Source organism: Bacillus pumilus, assembly GCF_024498355.1.
Taxonomy (GTDB): domain Bacteria; phylum Bacillota; class Bacilli; order Bacillales; family Bacillaceae; genus Bacillus; species Bacillus pumilus_P.
Genome location: NZ_CP101834.1, coordinates 25,871 through 50,591, shown reverse-complemented (window position 1 = coordinate 50,591; position 24,721 = coordinate 25,871). Strand labels below are relative to the sequence as shown.

Sequence of the window (24,721 nt, the reverse complement as noted above, 5' to 3'; positions counted from 1 at the left end):
GAGATAAGAGGTGATACGGTTGAAAGAATGGATAATATTTTATAATAAGAACACAGATGAAGAGTTGTCTAGAATAACGATAGAGGGTACATTCCCTGATGAGATTCAATCAACAAAAGAACTTCTAGCTTTAGATCAAGGGTTGAAAACAACTGATATTTACACATTAACTAAATAAAAAGCAACCACTAGGATAAGCCCTAGTGGTTTTTTAACGCTTGTCCAGCTTACAGCTGGCCCACGCATGGTAGGAAAGCTTTAGCTTTCCATTTATAGAAACGCAGGCATCGAGCCTGCTGGGTCAGCTAACGCTGCCCAAAAGACAAAACCTTTGCTATGCTCTGCCAACTTCGTTGTCATCGCATAGCTGCATAGTGATATCCTTCAGTTTTAAATTCTCTCGTCATTAGTACCTCCTGCAATATCATGACCTCTTTATTCTTTTCACTGATCTTCAGCATGGTCCTTATACTCTTTTAGTTTCTTCTCCCAAACCCTTAAATTCTTTTGTCGGGCTGCCCTCCGGGTCTACTCATGAAATGTAAGCCGGTACAAGACACCGGCCAACATTTCATGGTATCTCGCTCCACGCTAAACCATGGGATAACAAACATCTGTAAGTCCTGGCTGAACCAGGACAACAGCTGCATTGTTCCTCCATCGTTCTTCACGCGCGGCCGACTGCGTGCAGGCTAGAGCCTGCTTGACGGAAGCTGAAGCTTCCTAAAACCATCGGTAGCCAGCCTACGGCTGCCGTTAAAGTGACATTTCCCTTTTGACCTCCGAAGCGTACAACATTCGGGGCCGGCTAATCAAAAAGCGTGCCAAAGTTTGCGCCTCCGGCTCTTTACCACACTTTTTGATAAGACTGCAAGCCACATGACAAGAGCAAATGCTGATCAGTCGTAACTCGTAAGCCCCAGGGATGTTTAGCAGTAGAGCTTATGCTAAGCATCCCTGAAGCAACGGTTACGCTACCTAAAGGCAAATCAGCACTTGTCGCTAACGCGATGCCTGCGGCCCTCTTGTCATGCGTCTATCCTCAGTTGTCCGTTCTACCTGTCAAAAGGGAAAAATTCACCCTGAAGGGGCGTACCCCTTCGGAGGTAAAAAGAAAAAAGGAGAGAAAAAAATATGCCATATAAAGAAGTAGAAGTACCAGCAGATATCTTCTGCAATAAAAAAGTATTATTTTCAATTTCAGATTGTTACCACAAAATTGTAACTGTTTATATCGAAAACAAACTTGGTCTTTATTCGTTTGAAGATAAGAGTTTTGACGTTAGAGATTTACCACTCTATAAGGAAGATATGCTCGAATTTTTAACAAAAGAAAAGGACTTCACTTCAAGAGATTATGATACTTATTTAATCTTAGCATCTTTAGTGAACGGACATTTAGATAATTACATGGATCAACCGTTTCCGAATCCGATTAACTGTAATGACTGGTCAATTAGGGATATCAAGGAAAAACGAATTGAAATTTTTATTTTGTTAAATGGTGATGGTTATTGGAACTTAGACTATAGTGGAGGAATTGAAGTAGTAGATGTTAGTTCTTATGACTATTTGAGTATCATTGTAGAGAAAGGAACACTGATAGACGAATTTAGCATAGAGACTGAAAGTAGTATGGTTGATAGAGATTTACAAGTCAAAACATTATTAGACATTATGTTTGACTTGAACGGAGAATTGATTTTTTATAATGAAAAACTGTAAAGGGGGATTCTTTGCACTATTAAAGAGGAATGGGGGATGCAAAAAATGACTAATTTTTGTAAAGGTCGAATCAAAATAACTGGCGATCAGATTCCTTTTTTCCTTGCTTATTGTGTGAATTTTCATGAATCTGATGAATCTGATCGTGAAGGAAAAGTGTTTACTAGGATAAAGGGCAGCAATGCCAACTTTATTCAAACAAGCGATATTTCATATAAAGACACTACTAAAATATCACTTCCGTTTGAAGCCGCGAGAGGTGTTGATGAAAAACTTCTTACTCATTTGTCTAAACAATTTAAACTGACGTTTGAAATAGAAGTACACTGCCTTGCCGATTTAACAGATATTCGCCTGCTGATCTGCGAGGGTCAGCTTCATAAAGAAATAAAGCAATATGAAAAAGATGAAAAAATTCACTAGGAGAGTGGGAAAATGAAGAAAAAAGAGTTGTTTAGTAAAGAAATTGAAAATTATGAACACAAGTTAAATGACTATGCAAAAGACTGTTCTCATTATCAAGGTGAGGACTTACGCGGGGCTGAACTTTTAAAGTCAGCCTTACAAAAGGTGAAATTGTTGCAAGAAGAGGGACGCATTTTTGTCGAGTCTCTTGTTGAACACCGGTGTTTGAAAGCCGGTGCTGCACACTTAGGATCTGAACTTTTAGCCATTTGCAACAGACCAAAAGTTATGACATATGACCAATTCAAAGATTCATTTGAGGTTAAAGTGACAATTCAAAAGGTCGAGACTATAACCTTAACAGAATGGTATGAAGATTACTTAATTAACAAAGCAAATGATGAGGGAGAAATGCTTCACTTTGCTGTAATTCACATCGACACTGGGTCTATCATCTTGGATGGCTCTATAAGCTCAGTGGATGAAATAGTAAATCGAATGAAAGAAAAATTCTACATAGTTGAGTGGAATTAAAAGGGGAGATCGTATGAACAACAAGCAATATTCAGTGACAATTGCAGTAGAAGTTAGTTCTACTTCTCATCAAGAAGCAAAAGAAGAAGGGATACAAGATATTTCTGAACTTATTGCATACGGCTCTATAGAAGCTGATGTAAGAGAGATTCATAATGAACTGAATACTATTCAAATGAATGAAAAACTGGTTGGTGTCCAAAGTCGGATTAAAGCTTTAAAAGATATTTCTATATTTAATCGAGACGGTCTTGAAACTGAATTGAAATACTTAGATAAAGCCATTCAGAAATTAAAAGAGGGAGATCAGCAAGCCCTTACCGTAATAGAATATATCAGATTACTCACTTACAATGATGACTTGTTTGATCTGTCAACGGATGTATTAAAACGATTCGAATAAAACCACTAGGGGAGTACCCTAGTGGTTTCTTGCGTTGTCCAGCCTATCGCTGGCCTACGCATGGTAGGAAAGCTATAGCTTTCCTTTTATTAAAACGCAGGCATCGAGCCTGCTGGGTCAGCTAACGCTGCCCAAAAGTCAAAACCTTTGCTATGCTCTGCCAACTACGTTGTCATCGCATAGCGATCTATAACTATGATGCACCATTCTGTTCTAATACTTTATTGAGAATCGAAAAATACTTTTCTTTTTCTAGCTCTGATAACTCTTCCATGTGTACTTCCTCTACTTCACCGTCCACCATAATAGCAGGTTTGAATGGAATTCTTCTTTTATTCAATGGTAATTCTGTATCGTTCTTTATAACAGCGATTATACGCTCAGTTTGCATGAAATATTGCTCCTTTCAATAAAGCACAATTATATTCTAAAAACATTTTATTGACTACGAGATCCGGGCTGCCCTGCGGGTCTACTCATGAACTGTAAGCCGGTACAAAACACCGGCCAACATTTCATGGTATCTCGCTCCACGCTAAACCATGGGATAACAAACATCTGTAAGCCCTGGCTACACCAGGACAACAGCTGCATTGTTCCTCCATCGTTCTTCACGCGCGGCCGACTGCGTGCAGGCTAGAGCCTGCTTGACGGAAGCTGAAGCTTCCTAAAACCATCGGTAGCCAGCCTCCGGCTGCCGTTAAAGTGACATTTCCCTTTTGACCTCCGAAGCGTACAACATTCGGGGCCGGCTAATCAAAAAGCGTGCCAAAGTTTGCGCCTCCGGCTCTTTACCACACTTTTTGATAAGACGGCAAGCCACATGACAAGAGCAAATGCTGATCAGTCGTAACTCGTAAGCCCCAGGAATGTTTAGCAGTAGAGCCTATGCTAAACATCCCTGAAGCAACGGTTACGCTACCTAAAGGCAAATCAGCACTTGTCGCTAACGCGATGCCTGCGGCCCTCTTGTCATGCGTCTATCCTCAGTTGTCCGTTCTACCTGTCAAAAGGGAAAAATTCACCCTGAAGGGGCGTACCCCTTCGGAGGTAAAAATGAAAAACAAAGGAGCTAGAACAATGATCAGTAACATCGAACAAAAACAAAATGATGTAGAAAATGTCCTTGAAGCAATTGAACAAATTAAACAGGGTTCTTATATAACAGGTTATGCGGTATTAAATAATGTAAAAAGATACTGTTCTTCAAAAGCCTTGCCAGTATTGATTAATGAAATTCAGGACGAATTGATGCAAGTCACAGAATCTAACACTTTCGTGTTTGATAAGTATTGCAAGGGAGAAATCAAACGAATTTTAAATGAAACAGATAAACAAATTACTTCAGGTTACGACCTCGGATTGTACATTTCAGAAAATGTGTGCATTCCTGAAGACAAAGATCAGCAAGAGCAGTTGAAAAAAGCATGGGCAGAAGAATTGCTTGATTATTGGATTTACGCTTATGACGAAGGAATTCTAACAAACCCCTTCTATGATTCAGAAACATTCTTAAAAGAGGCTGTAGGTCGAGCAACCAGAATAATGATTCAGTTGTCAGACACATGTGTAGCCAATTGGGATTATACAGGTCCACAAAATTTCCTCCAAAATGAAAAACATAGAATTATAGAAGAAATCATTGCAATTGAAAGTATTAGATTCGAAGAGATTTTCTAAGGAGGGTGAAAACATGAACAGAAATGAATCGATTATAAAGAAGATAAAAGGTTTACTGGCAATTGCGGATGACTCAAAAAATGATGAGGAATCCCAAAGTGCTTTCTTATTAGCTCAAAAGCTAATGATCAAACATGATATTCAGCAGAGTGATGTAGAAACAACTAGAGATGAAAAGCAAGAAATTATTAAAGGACAGGCTGTTGCATATAAAAAATTATTTTGGTGGGAAAGACAATTAGCCGGAATAATAGCAAATAATTTCAGAGTAAAATTCTACTATCATAATAGATTTTTAAACGGTGAAAAAAGGAGGAAGAGTAGTATTATTTTCTTTGGTTTCGAAAATGATGTGAATTTAGCTAAAGAAATGTACGTGCTTGCTTATGATGCTATAAGTAAGTACAGCACAAGATTCGTCAAAAACTATTATCAGAGAGATGCCTTTGTAATTAGAACGAAAGAGAAAACAAAAGAACTTAAAAATTCATATATGTTAGGATTTCTAACTGGACTGAGTGAAAAATTTGAAAAGCAAGTTAAAGAAATGGAACAAGAGTTTGGCTTAATGGTCATAACCCCTAAAGAAGTTTCGAGGGCTTACAATGATCTAGCAAAGGGCTTTTCGGGTAAGGCAAAGCCGGTAAAAACTCCATCAATTGGTGAGGTAGAGGCTTATCATAGAGGTCGTAAAGAGGGGGAACAGATGGATTATTTGAAACAAACGATTGACGATGATATTACCAATTTTTGAACTAAAGGAGGAATAGACATGGCGAATTATGTTGAAGGAAGAATCGCTGTAACTGGTAAATATACGAACTTGAAGAAGTTTATTCTTCAAGGGTTAGTGACTGAATCAAATGGTGTTCCGCCAACACTAGACGAAGAAGATCAATGTCTCAAAGATACAGGGGCAGCATTATTAATGATTGATACAAGTCTCGTAGTCCATTCTTGGGGTGATGACATTCCCCTTGAAATAGTACGTGATGACATTTACACCGTTCGCATGGAATTAACATGCAAATGGAAAATCCAATCGAGTGAACTTTTGGACATCGCTCAAAAATATAACCTGAACATAAATGCTTCAGGGGAAGAAACGGTTGATTACTTCCAACAGAACATTTCCATTAAGAACGGACAAATCATAAGAGATGATGTTTTCACATTAGTTGATAATGATTAAAAAAAGACTACTGACGAGAGAGAGGTACAAATGTTATGGCTGATTGGGTAGAGGGGAATATTCAGTTAAGTGGGTTTCGTTCTAATTTGATTCAGTTTCTCTTAAATGGTTTAATACCAATGGGAAATTCGATTGAAATTAGAAACAGTAAATCGAAGTTTGAAATGCTAACACCAGATAGTGATTATCTTATAGTGGATTCTGATAGGCATTATCTTTCATGTCATAATATCACGATGGATCATCAAAAATGCCAAGTGATAGAATGTCAATTTTCCGCAGCGTTTGAAATCGACACGCAGCTGCTAGAATCCATTTCTAAACAATTTAATATAGATATTGCAATTCGGGCAAATACCCCATCGGATTACGTCCAAAAAGTTAACATTGTAAAGGGCAAGGTAATACAAGATGATTTAATTTGTCCTTGCGATATAGATTAAACCAAAGAAAACCGCAAAAGTGCGGTTTTCTTATTGCGCTACGCTTGGATGGAAAGCTGAAGCTTTCCTTTTATTAAAACGCAGGCATCGAGCCTGCTGGGTCAGCTAACGCTGCCCAAAAGACAAATTCTTTGCTATGCTCTGCCAACTTCGTTGTCATCGCATAGCTTTTTTATTTTGTATCAGCTTGATTCCAGTGGCTCTCTTACTCCATCTTACACGCTCTTATCCTTCTTATCTCATCACTGTTTAAGTTTGAGATTGAACCCCTGTATTAATGATCATTAACTCATTAAAACCTGTTTAGGGCTGCCCTGTGGGTCTACTCATGAACTGTAAGCCGGTACACAACACCGGCCAACATTTCATGGTATCTCGCTCCACGCTAAACCATGGGATAACAAACATCTGTAAGCCCTGGCTGCACCAGGACAACAGCTGCATTGTTCCTCCATCGTTCTTCACGCGCGGCCGACTGCGTGCAGGCTAGAGCCTGCTTGACGGAAGCTGAAGCTTCCTAAAACCATCGGTAGCCAGCCTACGGCTGCCATTGAAATAACATTTCCCTTTTGACCTCCGAAGCGTACAACATTCGGGGCCGGCTAATCAAAAAGCGTGCCAAAGTTTGCGCCTGCGGCTCTTTACCACACTTTTTGATAAGACGGCAAGCCACATGACAAGAGCAAATGCTGATCAGTCGTAACTCGTAAGCCTCAGAAATGTTTAGCAGTAGAGCCTATGCTAAACATTCCTGAAGCAACGGTTACGCTACCTAAAGGCAAATCAGCACTTGTCGCTACCGCGATGCCTGCGGCCCTCTTGTCATGCGTCTATCCTCAGTTGTCCGTTCTACATGTCAAAAGGGAAAATTCATCCCCTATGGGGACCAACCCCTTCGGAGGTAAAAAGACAAATAAAAGGGAAATGAGGAACGTCATATGACAAATCAATACAAAGACAACTATCAAACAAAAAGACATATTGAAACGCAAGATAATATCGACAATGTGATTTTCAATATGTTAGTCGAAATGTATCAAATTTATAGCGCAACATCGAAAGAAGTGTTACCCGAATTCTCTTGGGATATTGAAAAAATCTCAAACGTTCGAGAAGAAATCGAAAAACAATTGGACTTACCAAAAATCTACTAATTATCAAAAGGAGAAATGACAATGAATAAGAACGAGGTATTTGAATTTAATATTGGACTGGCTGTGCAAATTGACTTAGATGATATTACAAGAAAAGAGCTAGGCTTGAATAGCAATGGCAGTGATGTTTTTGAAATTACACAAATCATTTTGGACGATGAGATTCACATATATGAGGCTTTCAGCAAAGAAAAGGGAATAACGATCCAAGCATACGCAACTGATCTTATTCCAGTGGATCTGGGGCGTGATGAGATTGTTGATTAAAAAGAGAACAGCGAAACCCAGCAAAAGAGGCATTTACATCCAGGATGCCCAACTACTTCAAACACAATTTGAAGTAGGTAAAAACTTTGACTACATCATTGATCCTAAGAGCAATACAGTAACAATTGTGCCTGCGGAACAAACTAGAAACACCGTATCAAAAAGAGCCTATAACGGAAGTTATAAGCCTGTGATTGATATTCGTAAAAAGGATGCTTTGCAAGGATTCGCAGGTGTTGATCAATTAGAAATCGAGATCTTTGATGATCAAATCCTTATTCGTGGAATCAAAAAAAAAACAGCATTATCTAACAAGCTAGGTCAGCTCAAGGATTTCTTCTCTTTCAAAAAGAAAGAGAAGAAGGTCTTCAAGCAAAAAAACAGACTAGAAGTATTGCTTTCAAGAAAGCAACTGGATCAAGTAGTCGGAGACAGCTACCAGCAATTTTCTATATTCGACTACTTGGATGCCGGTACAAATCGCGTTGAAAACAACGCTATCACAACAAATTTGGTCAATCAGCATAAATTACCACTACAGATAATTAGTCTATTTAGTGGTGCTGGGATCTTCGACCAGGGCTTTGTTGAAGAAGGGTTCACTGTAAAATTGGCGTTAGAAAAGGATGCAGAGGCAATTCAAACGTATAAAGCTAATTTGGGGAGTCATATTCAGCAAGCCGATCTAACAAACTTTGACTTCTCAATATTCAATGACATTAAGGCTCCTATCATGATTGGAGGTAGCCCATGTCAAGGATTTTCAAGCTCGAACAGAAAAACATCATTCCTTGAAAATCCAAATAACTTATTAGTAAAAAAATATATTGAAGCAGTGAAAGCAAACAAGCATTGTAAGGTGTTTGTCCTAGAAAACGTGCCGGAAATCCTAACGGCAGGGAATGGTCAATTTAAAGATGAGATTGTAAAAGAATTGTCCGAGTTCACCATTTCATATGGAGTAATTAATGCCGTTGATATGGGTTCCGCACAAAAACGAAAACGTGCAATTTTTATTGGTTCAAAAATTGGACCGATCGAACTTCCGAAACCCAATACTTCTAAATATAAAACAGTACGAGAAGCATTTGAAAATCTATATGATTGGGTTCCCAATCAAACAGATATATCAAAGAGTAGGGAAGATACGATTGAAAGAATGCGGTATGTGAAGCAGGGGGAGAACTGGACTTCTATTCCAGATTATTTGAAAAATGCTAGGATGTTGAGTGGCAATACACATAGTTCGGTTTATAAAAGACTTAATATGGATGAGCCATCGATCACGATAGCAAATCCAAGAAAAAGTCTAATCACTCACCCGATAGAAAATCGCATTTTAAGTGTACGGGAATGCGCGAGACTATTTGGTTTAAAAGATTCATTCGTATTCAAGGGGTCCCTGTCATCAATGCAACAACAAATAGCAAACGCTGTGCCAGTTGAGATCGGAAAAGCGATTGCTAAAGTGATCAAAAAAGCTATAAACAGTTTTAACAAACACCCACACTTGGTGCAAGTGTGAAGAGGGGGTTCACAATGAATCAATATATTTATTGCTTAGAAAAGAGTGATATTCAAAAAATCAAGGACGCACTCATTAGAAAGGGCGTTACAGGTGACGACCTAGAAAGAGCTTTATGTAGTCGCTTGTGTGATTTAGATGACATTATAGATGTGACTTTATTTAAAACCGCATAAACGCGGTTTTTTCTTTTCTCAAAAGTAAATGAATTGCGCTTACGCTTGGTAGGAAAGCTGTAGCTTTCCTTTTATTAAAACGCAGGCATCGAGCCTGCTTCGGCAGCTAACGCTGCAAAAGAAAAAAGACTGTGCTGCATGTTCACTTCGTTCACATCGCAGCACCTAAACATAAAAAAAGAGACTTCCCTTATGCTTGGGCAAGTCTCTCTTTAATACTATACAATGATTGACCATGTAGTTGATCAGCCATATTGTACATTGTTAGAATGCGTATGCATCCTTAATGGATTGATGGGTTGTAAAGATTATAACTGATATGCAAATCAAATGACAATCAGGGCTGCCCTTCGGGTCTACTCACGAACTGTAAGCCGGTACAAAACACCGGCCAACATTTCGTGGTATCTCGCTCCACGCTAAACCATGGGATAACAAACATCTGTAAGCACCTGGTTGTCACCAGCTGCAACAGCTGCATTGTTCCTCCATCGTTCTTTACGCGCGGACGACTGCGTGCAGGCTGAAGCCTGCTTAAAACATTTCAAAGGTAAATGTTAAGAGCTTGTTGATGCTTTTCGTCTTGTGAACAATCTGACGATAGCAGCAACCAGAACACCTACTATAAAGCTTGTGATCAGGAGGTTAGCAAAAACTGTGAAGTTGGCTCCTTCTTTGTTAATTTGAATGCCAAAGAAGAGAAGCGTTACAAAGAATGAGATCATAAAGGATTTTGATATGAAGAATCTTTTCAAATTCTCACCACCTTTCAATGGAACCTGTTGCTTACAGTTTATTTAACGCTCCATTTCTTCCATACGGTTCCTTTTTTGTTGGCCGTCAAATAAACCTTGATGTACTGGTCTTGTACGACCAAGCCATATCCTTTTATTTCAAGACCAAAGTGGAAATTTCCTCTTCCGTACACTTCAGCATAATTCTTACCCTTTTTATAGGTCCCTTTCTTCCAGTTGGAGACTTGCCAGATGGAAAGGAATGCTTTTGTATACCAGGCATCATTTAATTTTGCCTTAACGTCACTACCATTATATTGGAAGTAACCCTTTGTCTTGACGGTGAAAAGCTTCATATTGAGAAAGTTTTTTGCTGTGTACCAGCTGGTGAAGGTTTTAGTGTTTTTGTATTTAGCAGCAGTAGCTTTGAAATCTCCATTCTCTTCAGGAGTTTCTTCGGCCGTTGTTTGGTGGATGTAAAAGACAGGACTATTTGTAGTGATAATTGTAAGGTTATCATTGATTGAGTGGCTTTCGAACTGCCCTAGAGCAAGGTTGTCATCAAGATATTTATTCATGTCTAACTCATCATTTGATGAGTTGCTTGTGTTAGGCAGCAACGTTGTACTTTGAGTTGAGGTGTAGTAATTCGGTATGAGCGATTCATCTACTCTTTCCTTTAAATCATCGCAAAAAAACTCTGTTATAAACAGAGGTTAGTAAATAGTTCATTTGATTTTTTTCTTATTTTTATAATATTCTTCGAGGTCGCTTTTCAAGTATAGATTTCTTTTCCCTGTGCCTTCGCCGGTAGAGAAAAAGGGAATAATTCTTTTTGTTTCTAATGCTTGATTAAAGGCGGATCTTGATTGACCTGTAATTTCCCTTGCCTCATCTGTTCCAACCAAGTTCTGTTCCATCCATTTTTTAATTTCTTCTTTATTCATTTTCTTGTCCTCCTAAATATGGTAGATGGTATTTTTCTTCTGCTTTTTTTCTAGCTTCGACAGCGTCGTCTAAAATGTCATAGTTCCCTAAGAAAATTTGTTTCCGTTGAAATCCTATAGTTACCGCCCATTTGCTGCGAGATTCGTTCCAGCGCACACCTTTATGTACACTTTTATTATTTTTATGTAGTTTTGATGTAAGAGCACTTTTTCTTGTGCCATCAATAGCATCTCGATGTAAATACTCCTCTAATCCTTGATCACGTTTTTCGGAGCGTTTACAACCACAGCTTTTGTAATATCCTGCCCGTAAACTTATCCCCAACACATAGACTAGATTTCCGCAAACACACTCACATTCCCACAAACGTGTATTGTTTTTAGTGGTTTTATCACTTAACTTTATGACTTTCAGTTCTCCAAAGACTTTTCCTTTCAAATCAATCCTTTTTCCCATGAAAAAACTTCTCCTTCCTAAATAAAGTAATTAAAAAAAGATTATCATATTTTAAAGGGCAAATGAAAATATATCCTTCTAATACTTCCAAACAATAACCTTAATCATTAATAGAGTGTTTCAATTTACCGGAAAAAACTTCTTGTTGGATAAGAACGTAAGTTCGGTTAAAATAAGTGTAATGATTTCTAAGGAGGAATACAGCATGGATCGAGGGTTTAGTAAGAAGTGGGGAACTTCTCTTATGATGCCGGAGCATAGGGACTCGCTCAACAAACTAAGATTGACATTTGAAAAAACCGATAAACCAATACTCGATGAACAACACCAGGAGTACATTTCCTTAAACTTGTATGAAGCACTCTATAACAATACATTGATTGAAATAACCACGCATCATAATGGATTTAACGAAAAGAAAAAAGGTCATCTAATTTCAATATCAGCTCAAAACCACCAGGTAACATTAAAAAATGACGAAGACCAGATGACAATTAACTTTAATGATATTGTTGATGCAAACAGTGCGGCTCTATGAACCATCAAAATAAAAAGTTCTTGGCCGTTGACGTGAAAAGTTTTTATGCGAGTGCTGCCGCCATAATGATGGATCTTGATCCGTTAACTTGCTACCTTGCTGTAGTCGGTAACAAGGATCGTTCTGGTAGCGTAGTTTTAGCTGCATCACCGGCTTTAAAACGCGACTACAATATCAAGACTGGATCTCGTTTGTATGAAGTCCCTTCAGACCCTAGAATTCACATTGTGAATCCACAGATGAGGAAGTTTATTGACATATCAACCGCATTAACAGAGCTATTTTACAGTTTTGCGCCTCCTGAAGATGTTTATGTCTATAGCATCGATGAATCGTTTATAAGATGGCGTTCATCGCGTCTGTGGGGCAGCCCAAAGGACATGGCCGTAAAAATAAAAGAATCTATTCTAAGGCAATTTGGATTGACAGTGACCATTGGAATTGGCGACAATATGCTGCTGTCTAAGCTTGCTATGGATCTCGAAAGCAAGAAGAGCCCTTCAGGAATCGCTGAGTGGACTGTAACCGATATAAAAGAGAAGTTGTGGCCTGTTAGACCATTATCTAAAATGTGGGGCATAGGAAGACGTATGGAACGTAATTTGAATGGCATGGGCATTTCTACAGTTGGCCAGCTGGCTAACTACCCAAAAGAATTGTTACAGAAAAAATTCGGTGTAATGGGGCTGCAGCTGCACTATCATGCTAACGGAATCGATACAAGTGAGATCAATCATCAGGATCTTCCTGAAAACATTTCTTTCGGAACGAGCCAGATCTTGTTGAGAGACTATCCTGGTGAGACAGACCGAGACATAGCTGCCATAAAAACCGTCATTTTAGAAATAGCTGAAGCAGTTGCAAGCAGAGCAAGAAAAGCACATAAAGCAGGAAGAACTGTGTCACTCTCTATAGGTTACAGCGTAAAAGAGGGTGGGGGAGGATTCAACCGCGCTAAAACGATTGACCAGCCGACTAATGTGACTATGGATATTTTCAGGGTGTGCGAAGCCCTCTTTGATCAATTTCACTCTCATGGGACAGTAAGATCAATTGCCATTTCTCTTTCAAAAGTAGATCCGGCCAACTACATGCAGCTAGATCTCTTTAATCCTGATCAAGAAAAGGTTAGTCGGTTGGGCCATGTAATGGATGCAATCAACAACAAATTTGGTCATACCGCAATCATGCGCGCAGCATCATATACTAATGCCGGAACCATGATTCATCGATCTAATTTGGTTGGCGGTCATATGGGGTAAAACCCCCTTCATACGTGATAGAAGGGGGTGCATTATGTTCATTTCCTTTTGTTGTTCTTCCTTTCTTCTTGATGTTTTTCCCATTCAAGCCTCTTTTGAGTACCAGTCCATTTTTTGAAATATTTATATTTGTTCTTTGAGAATATATCCTTAGCATCAAATGCTTCATATAAACATTCCATAGCCGTCAAAAGCTCACCTGTGAAATGAAAATTCAAGTCTTTGTCTTGATGTAATACAAAATCATCAAGTTCACTATCAATTTTATGAATAGCATCTAGTGATGTCTTTTTATAATTTAATTTAAAATATGTCACTGCTCGATATCTCTTGAAACCTAAATTGATAAACTCGTTTATCTTTTCTTTTGATGGTGGTTCATCATGGTTAACTACATCCTTAGACTTTGATTTCGCTACTTCTAGGAGCATCAAAAAACGACGATTTTCTGACGCATATACAGCAAGAGCAATAATAGATAAAAAGATAAAAATGCTTATATTAAACAATCTGTAACCATCTAGAAGGATTGAGTTTCCATAAAGGCCATAACCGAGTATGAGCAGGAATAGAAAGACAAATGCTGCAATTACTTTTATCCTCATCTCAACAACGAGCTTGTTTAAATAATCTAAGTGCGAAAATTCTTTATTCATTTTGTCCTCCGTCTAATTAAGTTTATCTTCCTTTTCTGCTTACTTTTCTTCTCTTTACAAAATAGAGCCGCACATAAATTCCAACGATTACTGAGGTAAATGCACCTATGAATGCCACAAAACTATTACCACCAGCAGCAGCAAGAAAAGCAAAGTATAGGGCGCAATAGATAAAGAATGTTATCCAGAAAGAGGGGGCCTTCATTGCATTTCTCATTTTGATTCTCCTTTGAACATATATTTTAGATGTTACATCACATCATACACAGAAGAGGGCATATCATGATTATTCGCTCTCAGAGTACCATTTCTCAAAGTATCTGCGTTTAGCTCCTATATCAAATGCAGCATATAGATACATCCTAACCTTAGAATGCAGTTCAAACATTGATCTAACTTTATAAGTATAAGAAAACTTAGATTTTTCATGTTGATAAAACACATTTTCTACAAAGTCGTCAAGCTTCTTATCAGTAATAGCAATTTTGTCTAGTGTACTTGGTGAAATGGTAGATTTAAATCGGTCCGCAAGCTCTTGTCTTAGCAAAAGTAAATCTATAAAATCGTTAAGTGTTTCCTTACTAAATTTACTGTCTTCTTCAAGAATATGATCACACAATTTTTTTGCTTTTGTAAGCATGCCATAGATACCAATTATTTCCGATAAGTATCTAGAGAGGACAATTATTGCAGTAATTAATAGGACAACATAAATTAAACTAGAGTTAAACATGATAATCGGTGCTATGACTAAAGCAAGGATGAGAAGACATCCAATAGTCAGAATCATTTTTGTTCGGAATTTTATTATCGAATCGCTCAAATACTCTAGATTATTTATTTTTTGCATTTTGTTTTTCCTTTCTGATCCTTTGGATCGCTTCATTCAGTTCCTTTTGAGCCTGTTGTCTTTCTGGTCTTATTAACGTAAGTGCAAGAGCATATTCATCAACAATGAACTCAGGATCAGGCTTTTGTTCTATTCTTGGATGTGTATTAGTAGAGGTGCTGATAATGTACTCCAATTTTTTTATAGTTTCTAATATGTTTTCGGGATGTTGGCTAAAAATCATTTTCATCATCCTTCTTAGTTAAATTTATCTTCTTTTTCTGCTACTGTTCGTTTTATCATGCTGCTACCAGTCTCAACAATAATGTCAACAATAGTCCAATACAAATACAACACAAAGAAAAAACATATATACCAAATCATTTCTTATCCTCCTTGAACATCAGTTTGGGGGTTGACACACAACTTCCGAGAATAAAGATTATGTAAACTGAGTGAAAATTTAACCTAGTTTACATTTTTATTTTGAACAATTGTTGTACAGGTACATGAATAAGGGTCCATTATTATAGAAACGGTCGTTCTAACAACAAATTAAAGGTCCCTGTTTCTCGTTTTCGAATTCATTTTTGCTAATCAATAATCTACTCATTGTTTGCTTTTCTTCTCTTGTATTCATGATCTATAAATGATGTGGGTATCTGATTCATTTCATCTAAAATATGAAACTGATGAGTTTCGTTTTCATCTTCATCTGTCTCTGTCTTTTGATATGAAACAACCTTAGTTACTTGAATTTGAATGTTTATGTATACATCACATAGAACATCACAATTTGAGCAACGTGACGGTTCAATTTCGTTGGAATATAAGTCATTTGTGTTTGTATGATTGCATTTTGGACAAGTCCAGTTGAATTTTTGATCTAATCTACTCATTGTCAAAGTTCCTTTCTGTTTCTTTCATTGGTAGGGAAGAAATACATAAATTGGCTGAAATCATCAAATTCACGGTTTGGACTAGCATCAATTTTAGCAAGAATTTCGTATGTTGGAAGTTTTGAGATAATCTTATCTACTTGCTTACGAGTCAAAGAAAATCTTCTAATATTACCCCTTCATTCATGAGATCAACTGTGCATTCTGGTTGACCTCTATTTTCTCCATAGTCATTCTTGATTAAATCAAATATATATTTAGCATGACCTCCTTTATTTGATTGATTATCGAAAATTCGGATTCAATAACATTCCATAGACTTCTCCATTCTTACGTATGAAATCTTTGATAAAATCTTCTAATTCCTCATGAAAGAATGGATCATCAATAGCATTTTCAATGAATTCATCTATGTCATCGTTACATAGACCATGATTAGATAATCGATATTCTCCGTTCTCTAATAGAAATTTAAGGAAGGTTCTATAAAGTTTATCTTTATCAATATTTGTAATCACTTTTTCATTCTCCTTTTCTTCTTTTTGTGCTTTACTTCTTGGTGAACCGCAGTTAGCGCATTCCTTTTCACTCATCCGTTCCAAAATTACTTGACGCAGCTGCCCCAAGTAATTTTGTTCTTCTATCGTTCGAAACCCTTTTGCGCTATATGCGCTATATGCCTCTAACAGCTCCATATTCACCATGTCTTTTGGATCTTTTGGAACTTTTAAATCATTCTTATTCATCGTAAGGCCCCCTTAATTTGCAGACGAATATTTTATGAGTTTCAAATGGAATCTTCATTATTTCAATTCTCCTTTTGCCTGTATGTTTTTGAAAGCTTCAATTTTAGGATTCCTAACTGTATAAGAGTCTAGATCATTAATATCCAAAACTTTATAAGGGTAAAATGAATCGATCTCAGATACAAATATCTCCCCTGCAAAGTCACCAAATTTTTCTACGTCCTGCTGAAGATATACTTCCTCTTCAAACTGTAACATTGTGGCTGCTTCCTTCAAATCGGTTACAGCGTAGGATCCCGCACTGTCTGATACTGAATATAATGAACATCTTTTTAGCTCTCTACCGTCTTTCAGCTTTACATCCAGCATCACCACGCCCTGAGCTTTATGTTTTTCAAGTTCGTTCGCTCGTTGTTCAATTGCTTCCTGAAGTATGTTTTTCACTGTATTACTCTTTGCATTTCTTAAAGCTTCTTCTATTTCTCTTAGTTCATTCTTTAAATTGTCTATTTCTTTTCTCAAAATTCTCTTCCCCTTTATTTATATATTGGTCTTTATTGATGATCCTCAGTAAGCACATGGTTCATAAAAGATCACTCCTTAATATCAAAACTAGAAAAAAGCATCTTTAATTGCTCCAGGAAAATCAATCTTCTTCGCCATGTCGCATAAGAATAATAGTTATGCCAGCAGACAAAGCTGTTATTTGCAAAAGTTGCGTCAGCATTTTAAATGTTGAAGTCACACCCAACAAAAAAAACAAGAGAACGTTAATAAAAATACAAGAAACAATCGCAATAACAACAAAATAAAACGTTTTCAACAAAGATAAAACCACCTATCCACTCCATGTCCTTATTGAATTCAATAGTCTTAATAGCTATTTAAGATACACCAACAAAAAATCTCCAATGATTTTCGCAAGTAAAAAGCATGTAATTATTGCATAAAGAAGGATTAAAGAATTTACTCTTTCTAAAGCAATTCTGGATCTTCTGGATCCTTTGTATTGCCTTGATTGCCTATTATGATCCAAAACAATTACTCCTTCTTTTTTGCCTTCTAGAATCACATCTTTCAAGTGGCATCCTTTCTCGAAACCCACTATAGAAAGAAAAGAACGTACTGCCTGCTTTTTTGAGATTTCTCTAATTACATTGTCATGATCACTTTCAACTAAATTACTTTCAAGAAGAGCTTCATTGTACATCTTCAATGCCTTATCCATATTTCTTGCTCTTATCAATGAATAATATGGATAGGATATCTCAAATAATTTCATTCACTATTCCCCCATTATTCCCCTTCAAGTTCAAATTTGTTGTTTTTCATTCGTATCGACACTTTATCGCCTTTCATATAGGTATGATAAGTTTTTTCATTAACAACGATTGTCGAGGTCTTTTCCTCTGCATATACTCGAAGTGTAAACTCTGTTCTTTCTTTAGTAGTACGTGATACTGGTGTTAAAGCCAAACCTAACGAACCACTGCCTATCATCATGGCTGGAAGAGGCATTATATCTATTTTATTGTTAGTTAATATATTCATTTTTTTATCAACTATTAGACCCTCGACTTCCACACTTTCATTTTTTGATGAAGCTTGTTCTTCATATCCTGTAATATCTTCAAGCATATCAATGCCTAGAGGAAGCACTACGTTCGCTAAAATAACCAGCATTATACCTAGAGGCACTGCTAAAAGTGTAAATCGTTTAAAGTTTTCGAGGAAATCATTCAACCACACGCTTGTCATCTCCTTTTGGATTAGACATAGACTCATTCTCTCCTATGAGAAAATCCACTCCATGTTTACTTAAAAGGTGTTTCAAACGAAAATTTTCTTCTCTTAATTCATAATTAATTTGTGCATCAGGCAAATTTGGATTTTTATTAAACAATTGTTGCTCTAATTGCCGGATCTGCCTTCTATAGTCATTGATAATAAATGAATTTGTGCTTTCATATAATTTACTTGCATCCCGCGTTGCAGCGCGGATCATTGAGAACATTAAAGTATCGGAACTCTCCTTCAATTCCTGTTTTTTTGCTTTTTTCACACAACTAGTACCTCCGATGTAAACACCAATGTGATTAGGAATCTCATCTTTTACTAATTCGTAAAGTTCCTTTGTCAGAACAAAATAATTATAGTGACCAACAAAACTTTTTTTCGAGCTTGATCGAAAGTCTGACAGTGATACTTTAATTTCATAACATCTCCAGATACCCTTTCTATCTAAAGTAAGAAAATCAATTCTCTCGTAGCCAGCTCTAGCTTTGTCGTAACCAATAGTCACTTCAAAGCAACTAAACACACCTTTTTCTTTTGTATGTGCATGGATTTGATTTTCAAGTTTTAATGTAAGAGAGGACTTAGCCATCTTCTCTCTCCGTTCTAATATCAATAATAATCATTTGGTGTTCATTCTCCTTTTTTTGTTTTACTTGTCTGTAATTCAATATCTGGAATGATGGTCTGCGGTCTGAATAAAATCTTGTAATGGAAGGGATCTTCCTTGTTAGGTTCAAGTTGTTCAGCAAAAAAACTCACATTATCACTTAAACCAAGATAGTGCTTTTTGTATTCGTCTTTTCCGACTTTGCACGTTACTGTCATTCTTAGATCAGTATCGTCATTACCCAAAGCACAAAGGCCCTCTACTGTTAGTAAGTATTTGTCAGTAATGCCGTTGAAGAAAACAATTCTTCTTTGAACCTCGAATGAGTCAGAGGATTTTGAAATGTTTTCAGAGACTACATCAGCTTCACTACAGCCAGCCATAATCGCCATTGCAGTAATAAGTAATACTAATAATTTCTTTTTCATTATTCATCAACCCTTCGATTTGTATTTATTTATCCTTCCAGCAGCTATTTAATGAGCTTGCCTCGAAAACGCCTCAAAAATTAGTTCTTTCCATGACTTTAGATTCGTGTATAACTCTCTATGACGTTTAAATTCTTCTATTTCATGTGGTGTTGCTTCTCTTTCAAAGGCTTGTGGTAACCAATCGTTTATATACATAGCATCAAATTTTCCATCTACCATTTCCATAGTTTCAGATATATAGAAATCTGATTCTATTTCAAAAAACCTGTTTTTTCTTTTTTCCAAAACAAGCATTATATTCGTCTCAGTTACACCATCAGGTCGTACGTGATCATCGGCATAAAATGCTCCTAGCTCAATGTTCATCATCAGTTATCCTTTCCTCCAAATGCAGCAACAAAATGTTTTTATAAAAGTCTAGTTGGATCTCTTTTTCGGTTTCTCTTCCATCAATTGTGAATCTCAATGGAGTGTCACCATAGATTTCAAGTTGATCTTGTAACGCTTTAATAACATCACTGACTTTAGGATCAACTAATTTACCCTGATTATCGTCATATGGCATCCTATAATTCCTCCTAAGCTTATATAAGCTGTAAATTGAGTGCTTTTTTCCGTTCTTCCAATAATTTTGCTTTGACCTCTTTCACTGGAATTGGCCTTACAGGTCTTCCAAGAAAGGAAACAACAACATCGGTAAATTCAATGCTGACATCTGTATACCCTACTGATTGATATGGTTTGTCCTCAATCCATACGAGTTTTCCAAGTTGTATTTTTTTCAATATGTGTTCTTTACCTGTTCTGATTCTTGCTACAATGTCCACTGTTTTATATTCACCAAGATTAAATGTGTCTGGCTGGTACAGTATTTTTTCAGCTGTGTTTTGACATGTGTATACAATTTCAAGCTGGCTATATGTGATTGAAACTTCTTCTATGCCTATGATGATCCAATTTTCTTTCTTAACCTCCATCAGATCTCCAATTTGTAACGGTTGTTTATAAAGGTTATAAGTCTTTTTAATAGACTTTATAATGCGTTTCATCTTCATCCTCCTTTCCTATAGAATCATTAGCTCTCTTGTCTTTCCTCTTACTGTCATTTCAAAATATCTGTTCTTGTTCCCTGAGAATATCTTCAAGCCGCACTGCGAAATCTTCCAGCCTAAAATTTTTGTGATTGCCATTGGCAATGTCTTCAAGGTTTTCAAACATAACACCAGACAAGTCATATAAAAGAAGGCTTGACACATCATATATCGAGCTAATATCAGATACCCCCTGACGAAACTCACTAATTCTCCCTTTGTATTTATAAACAGATTCAATACCAGCGCTTTTCCACATCTTTAAAAGAGATAATTCTGCTTCTGCCATAGGGATTTTATTGTTCTGCTTCATCACTTCTCTTGGACCGTATTCCAATAACAACATATCTTCACCAGACATAGATAATTCTTTTTGACCACAAAAAGCGCAGTATAAATCATGACCATACGTTAACTCTTTTATATATGTTCGTTCACTACACTCTTCACAAAAGTATTCATGTAAATTCATTTCGCCAACTCCCATTCTCTGAAACTGTATGGATAATCAACCGTTTCAATAAATCCGATTTCCTTCGCCTTTTGGCGAATCTTTTGACAGCCTTCATGACTATAAGCCCAAATTTCTTTATAGTCTCTAAGATCGCCATATTGACCAGTGATGATGAATTCCCTCATGCTGTTGACCAGCTGCCACATGTTCCCTCCATGTGAGAATCCTTTTGCTGGGCCATGCCCTAATTCATATGGATAGACCCATTCCCCTGTGTAATCGTCTACGAAGAATAATTTCCCTCGCTTTCCAAATATAAAGCAGGCAACCGAATTTTTTGATTCGTAATAAAATGTTCTATGATCAATGCTTGCTATGAGCTGGATCAGCTCGTTTATGTCAATTATTCTTTTTAGCTGTTCAGGTTTTGGCATTTTCCGTTTCCTCCTAATTTGCCTTCCCATAATATTTGGTCATATGTTCAGGTACACACATTTCTGGAAGATTGGCTCTTACCAGTTGTTCCGCAAATGGTGGCGGAACCGAGTTCCCACATCTAGCGACTTGTTTTACTTTGGAATAAACATTTCCATAACAGTCTCTATTTATTACATAGTTTGAAGGGAAACCTTGTGCGTTGAACAACTCATGTGGCTGCAACATCCTCATACCTATGTCTACAATTTGGTAATCCTGACCCTTAACAGTCACCAAAGCAAAACGGTCTTTGGTTGTAATGGTATGTAAAGGACCATTTATACTCTGTCCAATTTCGGAACCATAATATTTGCTTAGAAATGCATAAACAGATTGGCTTCTGTTTTTCAAACTTGCTGAAAGAACAGATGTTACTAATGCATGCTGTCCACCTGTTGTTATGGTTTTAATCGGCTCATCAATTCTACTTCCTGAATGGCCTGTGGTATTAACCATAATTGTCGGTGCTATCAAACAATGTTCTTGCTTAGTTGTTATAGTGGTTAACGGCTTATTCAATTCATATTGCAGCCGATCACCGGCAAAACCTGTTTGACCAATTCTCACGATAAATGGGGTTGGGTTATTAAGCACGAATCGTTGAACACCACGCGCTATCCTCCTCATTGTGTTTTCTGCAAGAGGTCTTTTCCTTGTAAATATTGATGGAATTTCTAGGCTCCAATCAATGACTTCTGCGGCTGTCCTCCAAGGTAACAGCTTACCAACTTGTACGGTTAGACTATTTGGATCACCATGTGTAGGTGCAGGCCAAACAATCGGTTTACCATCACAACGAGCTACCATAAAAAAACGTTTTCTAGTAGTAGGCGCACCATAGTCACAAGCCCTCAATTCTTTGAATTGAACCTTGTATCCCAATGCTTCAAGTGATTTCACAAAAGATTTGAAGGTTTCACCCTTTTTTTCTTTAATTGGATAACCATCAGCATCTAACGGACACCACGTCTGAAACTCTTCAACGTTTTCTAACATGATCACTCGTGGACGTACTGCAATAGCCCATTTCACTGCAATCCATGCTAATCCTCGAACCTGTTTATCCTTCGGTTTACCACCTTTTGCTTTCGAAAAATGCTTACAATCAGGTGAAAACCATGCAAGTCCAACTTTTCGTCCCTTAACAGCCTCTTTCGGATCTACATCCCATACACTTTCGCAGTAATGCTCTGTATCAGGATGGTTTGTTTTGTGCATCGCAATTGCATCTGGATCATGATTAATAGCAATATCAACGGATAAACCTGTCGCAAGCTCGATTCCAGTGCTTGCTCCGCCGCCTCCTGCAAAGTTATCAACAACAATTTCACGAAATAAATTCAAATTTAAATATTCCATTTTTGCTACCTCCAGAATCAACAATTTCTAAAGTTCACAATAGCTGAAACCCCTCGATGTCACATAATTTGGTGTACTCCAAATGTTTATCTGTTTATTTTTGGCTATGCTTTCCGATTTTTTCAACTGCTCTAAATGTAGATAGTTACTTTTGAAAATATAAGCAAGTCTAGCATATCCCTCTTCTAACAACTGCTTCTGAATTAGTTTTCCATCACTATAGACATAAGCAAGTAAACGACCATATTTATCTTTTTTTTCATCCTCTTCAGGCTCAAACTCTAATTCAACTAAATCATCTTTTAATAATTCCTGAAGCCTTTTAGATGCTTCAAGTCCATACGGCTGCACACAGGTTTTTGGACTTTTAGTTTCAGGTGTATCTATTAGAAGCAATCTGACAGATGTTTTCTTTCCCTTATAAAGAACTTTAATCGTATCTCCATCTATCACTTTTAATAATCTAGCTTCTTCTCTAGCTGGTGTTTGATTCGCGTAATATGAATTACATCCCGATATGAAAAAAACAAGGAATAAAACGAAAAGTTTGCATAACAGCTTCATATTTGGACCTCAGATCTTATACCCAAAGTAGCAGCATCGATTTGACTTTCAAATAAAAAAAGCATGGCTTTAATTTGCTTGCGATTTAGGAATCTAATGCTATTCGCGAAAATCAACTTGTCTTCTTGAACCAGATCCATCACTTTCATCCCACATTTCCATTACAGAATTAGTTTTTTTGTTGTTCATTCTCTTTTCATAGTCTTTCATATAACTGTCATTTAAGTTATCTGGAATATAACCAATACGAACCTTTATCAAATTTTCCACGACATACATCCTTTTTGTTGCATCTTTATACGCAGCTAAGATCTCATCACCTCTTTGCTTATCAGCTAAGCCGCGATTTGATTTCCTAACGTCATACAGCCTTTTATAAAAATACGTTCTGTTTTTCCTTGCCTCTTTAAGTAACAAAATCAATTCCCATGTTGGATACAACATTAGTTCGGACGTGGTTTTTTTTAATTCTTCTGGATCTACTGTCGATCTATGACGAGGTACCTGAACTCTTACACCATCACTGGATACCTGGTCAATTTTTAAATAGATATCACAAAAATCACAATAAAATTTCTCTTTCTCTTCACTTACTTTAGTAGCACAGTAAGGACAGGTCTTGTTAGGTTTCATGAAATCACGCCTCCAAATAAATAGGTCATTCAGCATGCAAAATTTGCTATGCTGAATGAATAATGGTATATTTATATTGTTACACTTAACAACAACTTTTTCTTAGAGAAACCAAGTTCGCGCCACGGACTTGGCTTTTTTCTTGTTTGGATCTTTTTAAAGTCAGTGAATTTTTCATACGCATTAGCTTTTCTTTTGATTCAAACTCAATAACTAAGTTAAATGCCAGGCTATTTCTGTTCTTCTGGCACCATCGCTTCACATCTTTGGCCTTCATCAACTTCGAAGCTGTAAATAATACATTCAAATGAATCCCTCTCTGTCATTATATTTTTTTTATTAACAACATCCGTCTTGATACCCTTCATTTTCAAAAGTTCTCTTATAGCTTGAATTGACCTCATTAAAAAAACACCTCAACTAAAGCTGGGAAAATCGCAATGAAAAAGAAGAATACGCTGGCACCAAACGCAGTAAAAATATTGACTTTAATTTGATCCCTTCTATGCTTTTCGACCCTATTCACCTTTATTATTCCTCTTTCCACACGAATCTTCCCTAACCTTGTCAAATCTTTCAATTGACTATTGACAAAATCCTGATCAAAATCATGCCTTTTAACCAAATGATCTACAGTGGTTGTTTTTTCAGAACACAAAACATTTTGTAACCTTTCATCATCAAATTGGTTTTTTCTAATACAAAAATAATCTCTTAGACTTAATTCCATACCACA

The 24,721-nt window shown here is 36.9% G+C and carries 41 protein-coding genes; 15 read left to right on the top strand and 26 right to left on the bottom strand.

Going from position 1 to position 24,721, the window contains the following annotated elements:
* The first annotated feature begins 19 nt into the window (after nt 1–19).
* The 5 genes from NPA43_RS18955 to NPA43_RS18935 all read left to right on the top strand — a co-directional run bounded on the left by NPA43_RS18955 (nt 20) and on the right by NPA43_RS18935 (nt 3,067).
* The gene (locus tag NPA43_RS18955; protein ID WP_256499707.1) at nt 20–178 is read left to right on the top strand and encodes a hypothetical protein; all 159 of its coding nucleotides are present in this window, start codon (nt 20–22) and stop codon (nt 176–178) included.
* Nucleotides 179–1,134: 956 nt separating this feature from the next.
* Entirely contained in the window at nt 1,135–1,725 is a 591-nt protein-coding gene (locus NPA43_RS18950) for a hypothetical protein (protein WP_256499706.1), read from the top strand.
* Nucleotides 1,726–1,761: 36 nt separating this feature from the next.
* The gene (locus tag NPA43_RS18945; protein ID WP_256499705.1) at nt 1,762–2,148 is read left to right on the top strand and encodes a hypothetical protein; all 387 of its coding nucleotides are present in this window, start codon (nt 1,762–1,764) and stop codon (nt 2,146–2,148) included.
* 12 nt (nt 2,149–2,160) lie between these two features.
* Nucleotides 2,161–2,664 carry a hypothetical protein gene (locus NPA43_RS18940; protein WP_256499704.1) on the top strand — a complete coding sequence of 168 codons (504 nt, stop codon included), beginning with the start codon at nt 2,161–2,163 and terminating at the stop codon, nt 2,662–2,664.
* Between the two features lie 13 nt (nt 2,665–2,677).
* Entirely contained in the window at nt 2,678–3,067 is a 390-nt protein-coding gene (locus tag NPA43_RS18935; protein ID WP_256499703.1) for a hypothetical protein, read from the top strand.
* A gap of 193 nt (nt 3,068–3,260) precedes the next feature.
* Here NPA43_RS18935 and NPA43_RS18930 read toward each other — a convergent pair whose 3' ends face one another.
* Entirely contained in the window at nt 3,261–3,458 is a 198-nt protein-coding gene (locus NPA43_RS18930) for a hypothetical protein (protein ID WP_106031839.1), read from the bottom strand.
* A 497-nt stretch (nt 3,459–3,955) separates the two neighbouring features.
* On the opposite strand from NPA43_RS18930, the gene NPA43_RS18925 reads away from it, so the two are divergent.
* From NPA43_RS18925 to NPA43_RS18890, 8 genes are all read left to right on the top strand, one after another.
* Nucleotides 3,956–4,747, top strand: coding sequence for a hypothetical protein (locus tag NPA43_RS18925; protein WP_142393585.1), 792 nt, complete (start codon nt 3,956–3,958; stop codon nt 4,745–4,747).
* 13 nt (nt 4,748–4,760) lie between these two features.
* On the top strand, nt 4,761–5,501 hold the full coding sequence (locus tag NPA43_RS18920) for a DUF2786 domain-containing protein (protein WP_256499702.1): 741 nt from the start codon (nt 4,761–4,763) through the stop codon (nt 5,499–5,501).
* Between the two features lie 18 nt (nt 5,502–5,519).
* Nucleotides 5,520–5,939, top strand: a complete 420-nt coding sequence (locus tag NPA43_RS18915) for a hypothetical protein (RefSeq protein WP_106031842.1) — start codon at nt 5,520–5,522, stop codon at nt 5,937–5,939.
* Nucleotides 5,940–5,974: 35 nt separating this feature from the next.
* A complete protein-coding gene (locus tag NPA43_RS18910) occupies nt 5,975–6,382 on the top strand; it encodes a hypothetical protein (RefSeq protein WP_256499701.1) in 408 nt (135 codons plus the stop codon).
* Nucleotides 6,383–7,320: 938 nt separating this feature from the next.
* Nucleotides 7,321–7,536: a hypothetical protein gene (locus NPA43_RS18905; RefSeq protein WP_256499700.1), complete on the top strand. Its 216-nt coding sequence runs from the start codon at nt 7,321–7,323 to the stop codon at nt 7,534–7,536.
* Between the two features lie 21 nt (nt 7,537–7,557).
* Entirely contained in the window at nt 7,558–7,803 is a 246-nt protein-coding gene (locus tag NPA43_RS18900) for a hypothetical protein (protein WP_256499699.1), read from the top strand.
* A complete protein-coding gene (locus tag NPA43_RS18895) occupies nt 7,793–9,328 on the top strand; it encodes a DNA cytosine methyltransferase (protein WP_256499766.1) in 1,536 nt (511 codons plus the stop codon). The genes NPA43_RS18900 and NPA43_RS18895 overlap by 11 nt, the downstream gene beginning before the upstream one ends.
* Nucleotides 9,329–9,342: 14 nt before the next feature.
* Nucleotides 9,343–9,504, top strand: a complete 162-nt coding sequence (locus NPA43_RS18890; RefSeq protein WP_256499765.1) for a hypothetical protein — start codon at nt 9,343–9,345, stop codon at nt 9,502–9,504.
* Nucleotides 9,505–10,061: 557 nt separating this feature from the next.
* Here the strand turns inward: NPA43_RS18890 and NPA43_RS18885 are convergent.
* The 4 genes from NPA43_RS18885 to NPA43_RS18870 form a co-directional block, all read right to left on the bottom strand.
* The gene (locus tag NPA43_RS18885) at nt 10,062–10,259 is read right to left on the bottom strand and encodes a hypothetical protein (protein WP_061410344.1); all 198 of its coding nucleotides are present in this window, start codon (nt 10,257–10,259) and stop codon (nt 10,062–10,064) included.
* A gap of 38 nt (nt 10,260–10,297) precedes the next feature.
* On the bottom strand, nt 10,298–10,816 hold the full coding sequence (locus NPA43_RS18880; protein ID WP_256499764.1) for a hypothetical protein: 519 nt from the start codon (nt 10,814–10,816) through the stop codon (nt 10,298–10,300).
* A 150-nt stretch (nt 10,817–10,966) separates the two neighbouring features.
* Entirely contained in the window at nt 10,967–11,185 is a 219-nt protein-coding gene (locus NPA43_RS18875; protein ID WP_256499763.1) for a hypothetical protein, read from the bottom strand.
* Nucleotides 11,178–11,642, bottom strand: coding sequence for an HNH endonuclease (locus NPA43_RS18870; RefSeq protein WP_256499762.1), 465 nt, complete (start codon nt 11,640–11,642; stop codon nt 11,178–11,180). Before NPA43_RS18870 ends, NPA43_RS18875 begins: the two co-directional genes overlap by 8 nt.
* Nucleotides 11,643–11,847: 205 nt before the next feature.
* Between NPA43_RS18870 and NPA43_RS18865 the strand changes: the two genes are divergently transcribed.
* Together NPA43_RS18865 and NPA43_RS18860 are read left to right on the top strand one after the other, a co-directional pair.
* Nucleotides 11,848–12,180 carry a YolD-like family protein gene (locus NPA43_RS18865; RefSeq protein WP_256499761.1) on the top strand — a complete coding sequence of 111 codons (333 nt, stop codon included), beginning with the start codon at nt 11,848–11,850 and terminating at the stop codon, nt 12,178–12,180.
* The gene (locus tag NPA43_RS18860; RefSeq protein WP_256499760.1) at nt 12,177–13,442 is read left to right on the top strand and encodes a Y-family DNA polymerase; all 1,266 of its coding nucleotides are present in this window, start codon (nt 12,177–12,179) and stop codon (nt 13,440–13,442) included. The genes NPA43_RS18865 and NPA43_RS18860 overlap by 4 nt, the downstream gene beginning before the upstream one ends.
* 38 nt (nt 13,443–13,480) lie before the next feature.
* Here NPA43_RS18860 and NPA43_RS18855 read toward each other — a convergent pair whose 3' ends face one another.
* The 21 genes from NPA43_RS18855 to NPA43_RS18755 all read right to left on the bottom strand — a co-directional run bounded on the left by NPA43_RS18855 (nt 13,481) and on the right by NPA43_RS18755 (nt 24,715).
* On the bottom strand, nt 13,481–14,098 hold the full coding sequence (locus NPA43_RS18855) for a hypothetical protein (protein WP_256499759.1): 618 nt from the start codon (nt 14,096–14,098) through the stop codon (nt 13,481–13,483).
* A 22-nt stretch (nt 14,099–14,120) separates the two neighbouring features.
* Nucleotides 14,121–14,315, bottom strand: a complete 195-nt coding sequence (locus NPA43_RS18850; protein ID WP_256499758.1) for a hypothetical protein — start codon at nt 14,313–14,315, stop codon at nt 14,121–14,123.
* Nucleotides 14,316–14,384: 69 nt separating this feature from the next.
* Nucleotides 14,385–14,948: a hypothetical protein gene (locus NPA43_RS18845; RefSeq protein ID WP_256499757.1), complete on the bottom strand. Its 564-nt coding sequence runs from the start codon at nt 14,946–14,948 to the stop codon at nt 14,385–14,387.
* Nucleotides 14,932–15,171, bottom strand: coding sequence for a hypothetical protein (locus NPA43_RS18840; protein ID WP_256499756.1), 240 nt, complete (start codon nt 15,169–15,171; stop codon nt 14,932–14,934). The genes NPA43_RS18845 and NPA43_RS18840 overlap by 17 nt, the downstream gene beginning before the upstream one ends.
* A 361-nt stretch (nt 15,172–15,532) precedes the next feature.
* The gene (locus NPA43_RS18835; protein WP_256499755.1) at nt 15,533–15,826 is read right to left on the bottom strand and encodes a hypothetical protein; all 294 of its coding nucleotides are present in this window, start codon (nt 15,824–15,826) and stop codon (nt 15,533–15,535) included.
* A 284-nt stretch (nt 15,827–16,110) separates the two neighbouring features.
* Nucleotides 16,111–16,572 carry a hypothetical protein gene (locus NPA43_RS18830; protein WP_256499754.1) on the bottom strand — a complete coding sequence of 154 codons (462 nt, stop codon included), beginning with the start codon at nt 16,570–16,572 and terminating at the stop codon, nt 16,111–16,113.
* 57 nt (nt 16,573–16,629) lie between these two features.
* Nucleotides 16,630–17,094, bottom strand: coding sequence for a hypothetical protein (locus NPA43_RS18825; RefSeq protein WP_256499753.1), 465 nt, complete (start codon nt 17,092–17,094; stop codon nt 16,630–16,632).
* Nucleotides 17,095–17,218: 124 nt separating this feature from the next.
* A complete protein-coding gene (locus tag NPA43_RS18820; RefSeq protein ID WP_256499752.1) occupies nt 17,219–17,398 on the bottom strand; it encodes a hypothetical protein in 180 nt (59 codons plus the stop codon).
* Between the two features lie 54 nt (nt 17,399–17,452).
* On the bottom strand, nt 17,453–17,854 hold the full coding sequence (locus NPA43_RS18815; RefSeq protein ID WP_256499751.1) for a hypothetical protein: 402 nt from the start codon (nt 17,852–17,854) through the stop codon (nt 17,453–17,455).
* Between the two features lie 14 nt (nt 17,855–17,868).
* A complete protein-coding gene (locus tag NPA43_RS18810; protein ID WP_256499750.1) occupies nt 17,869–18,321 on the bottom strand; it encodes a hypothetical protein in 453 nt (150 codons plus the stop codon).
* On the bottom strand, nt 18,308–18,958 hold the full coding sequence (locus NPA43_RS18805; RefSeq protein ID WP_256499749.1) for a hypothetical protein: 651 nt from the start codon (nt 18,956–18,958) through the stop codon (nt 18,308–18,310). The genes NPA43_RS18810 and NPA43_RS18805 overlap by 14 nt, the downstream gene beginning before the upstream one ends.
* 41 nt (nt 18,959–18,999) lie before the next feature.
* Entirely contained in the window at nt 19,000–19,404 is a 405-nt protein-coding gene (locus NPA43_RS18800; RefSeq protein ID WP_256499748.1) for a beta-sandwich lipoprotein, read from the bottom strand.
* 48 nt (nt 19,405–19,452) lie between these two features.
* Nucleotides 19,453–19,776: a hypothetical protein gene (locus tag NPA43_RS18795; RefSeq protein WP_256499747.1), complete on the bottom strand. Its 324-nt coding sequence runs from the start codon at nt 19,774–19,776 to the stop codon at nt 19,453–19,455.
* Complete coding sequence (locus tag NPA43_RS18790) at nt 19,763–19,972, bottom strand: hypothetical protein (RefSeq protein ID WP_256499746.1); 210 nt, start codon at nt 19,970–19,972, stop codon at nt 19,763–19,765. Before NPA43_RS18790 ends, NPA43_RS18795 begins: the two co-directional genes overlap by 14 nt.
* Before the next feature lie 19 nt (nt 19,973–19,991).
* Complete coding sequence (locus tag NPA43_RS18785) at nt 19,992–20,456, bottom strand: hypothetical protein (protein WP_256499745.1); 465 nt, start codon at nt 20,454–20,456, stop codon at nt 19,992–19,994.
* 58 nt (nt 20,457–20,514) lie between these two features.
* Nucleotides 20,515–20,970: a hypothetical protein gene (locus NPA43_RS18780; protein WP_256499744.1), complete on the bottom strand. Its 456-nt coding sequence runs from the start codon at nt 20,968–20,970 to the stop codon at nt 20,515–20,517.
* Nucleotides 20,967–21,386 (bottom strand): hypothetical protein, encoded by a 420-nt coding sequence (locus tag NPA43_RS18775; protein ID WP_256499743.1) that lies wholly within the window; start codon nt 21,384–21,386, stop codon nt 20,967–20,969. The genes NPA43_RS18780 and NPA43_RS18775 overlap by 4 nt, the downstream gene beginning before the upstream one ends.
* A 13-nt stretch (nt 21,387–21,399) precedes the next feature.
* Complete coding sequence (locus tag NPA43_RS18770; protein WP_256499742.1) at nt 21,400–22,788, bottom strand: DNA cytosine methyltransferase; 1,389 nt, start codon at nt 22,786–22,788, stop codon at nt 21,400–21,402.
* 27 nt (nt 22,789–22,815) lie between these two features.
* Nucleotides 22,816–23,352, bottom strand: a complete 537-nt coding sequence (locus tag NPA43_RS18765) for a thermonuclease family protein (protein WP_256499741.1) — start codon at nt 23,350–23,352, stop codon at nt 22,816–22,818.
* Nucleotides 23,353–23,451: 99 nt separating this feature from the next.
* Entirely contained in the window at nt 23,452–23,985 is a 534-nt protein-coding gene (locus NPA43_RS18760) for a DEAD/DEAH box helicase family protein (RefSeq protein WP_256499740.1), read from the bottom strand.
* 403 nt (nt 23,986–24,388) lie between these two features.
* Nucleotides 24,389–24,715: a hypothetical protein gene (locus NPA43_RS18755; protein WP_256499739.1), complete on the bottom strand. Its 327-nt coding sequence runs from the start codon at nt 24,713–24,715 to the stop codon at nt 24,389–24,391.
* Between the last annotated feature and the right edge of the window lie 6 nt (nt 24,716–24,721).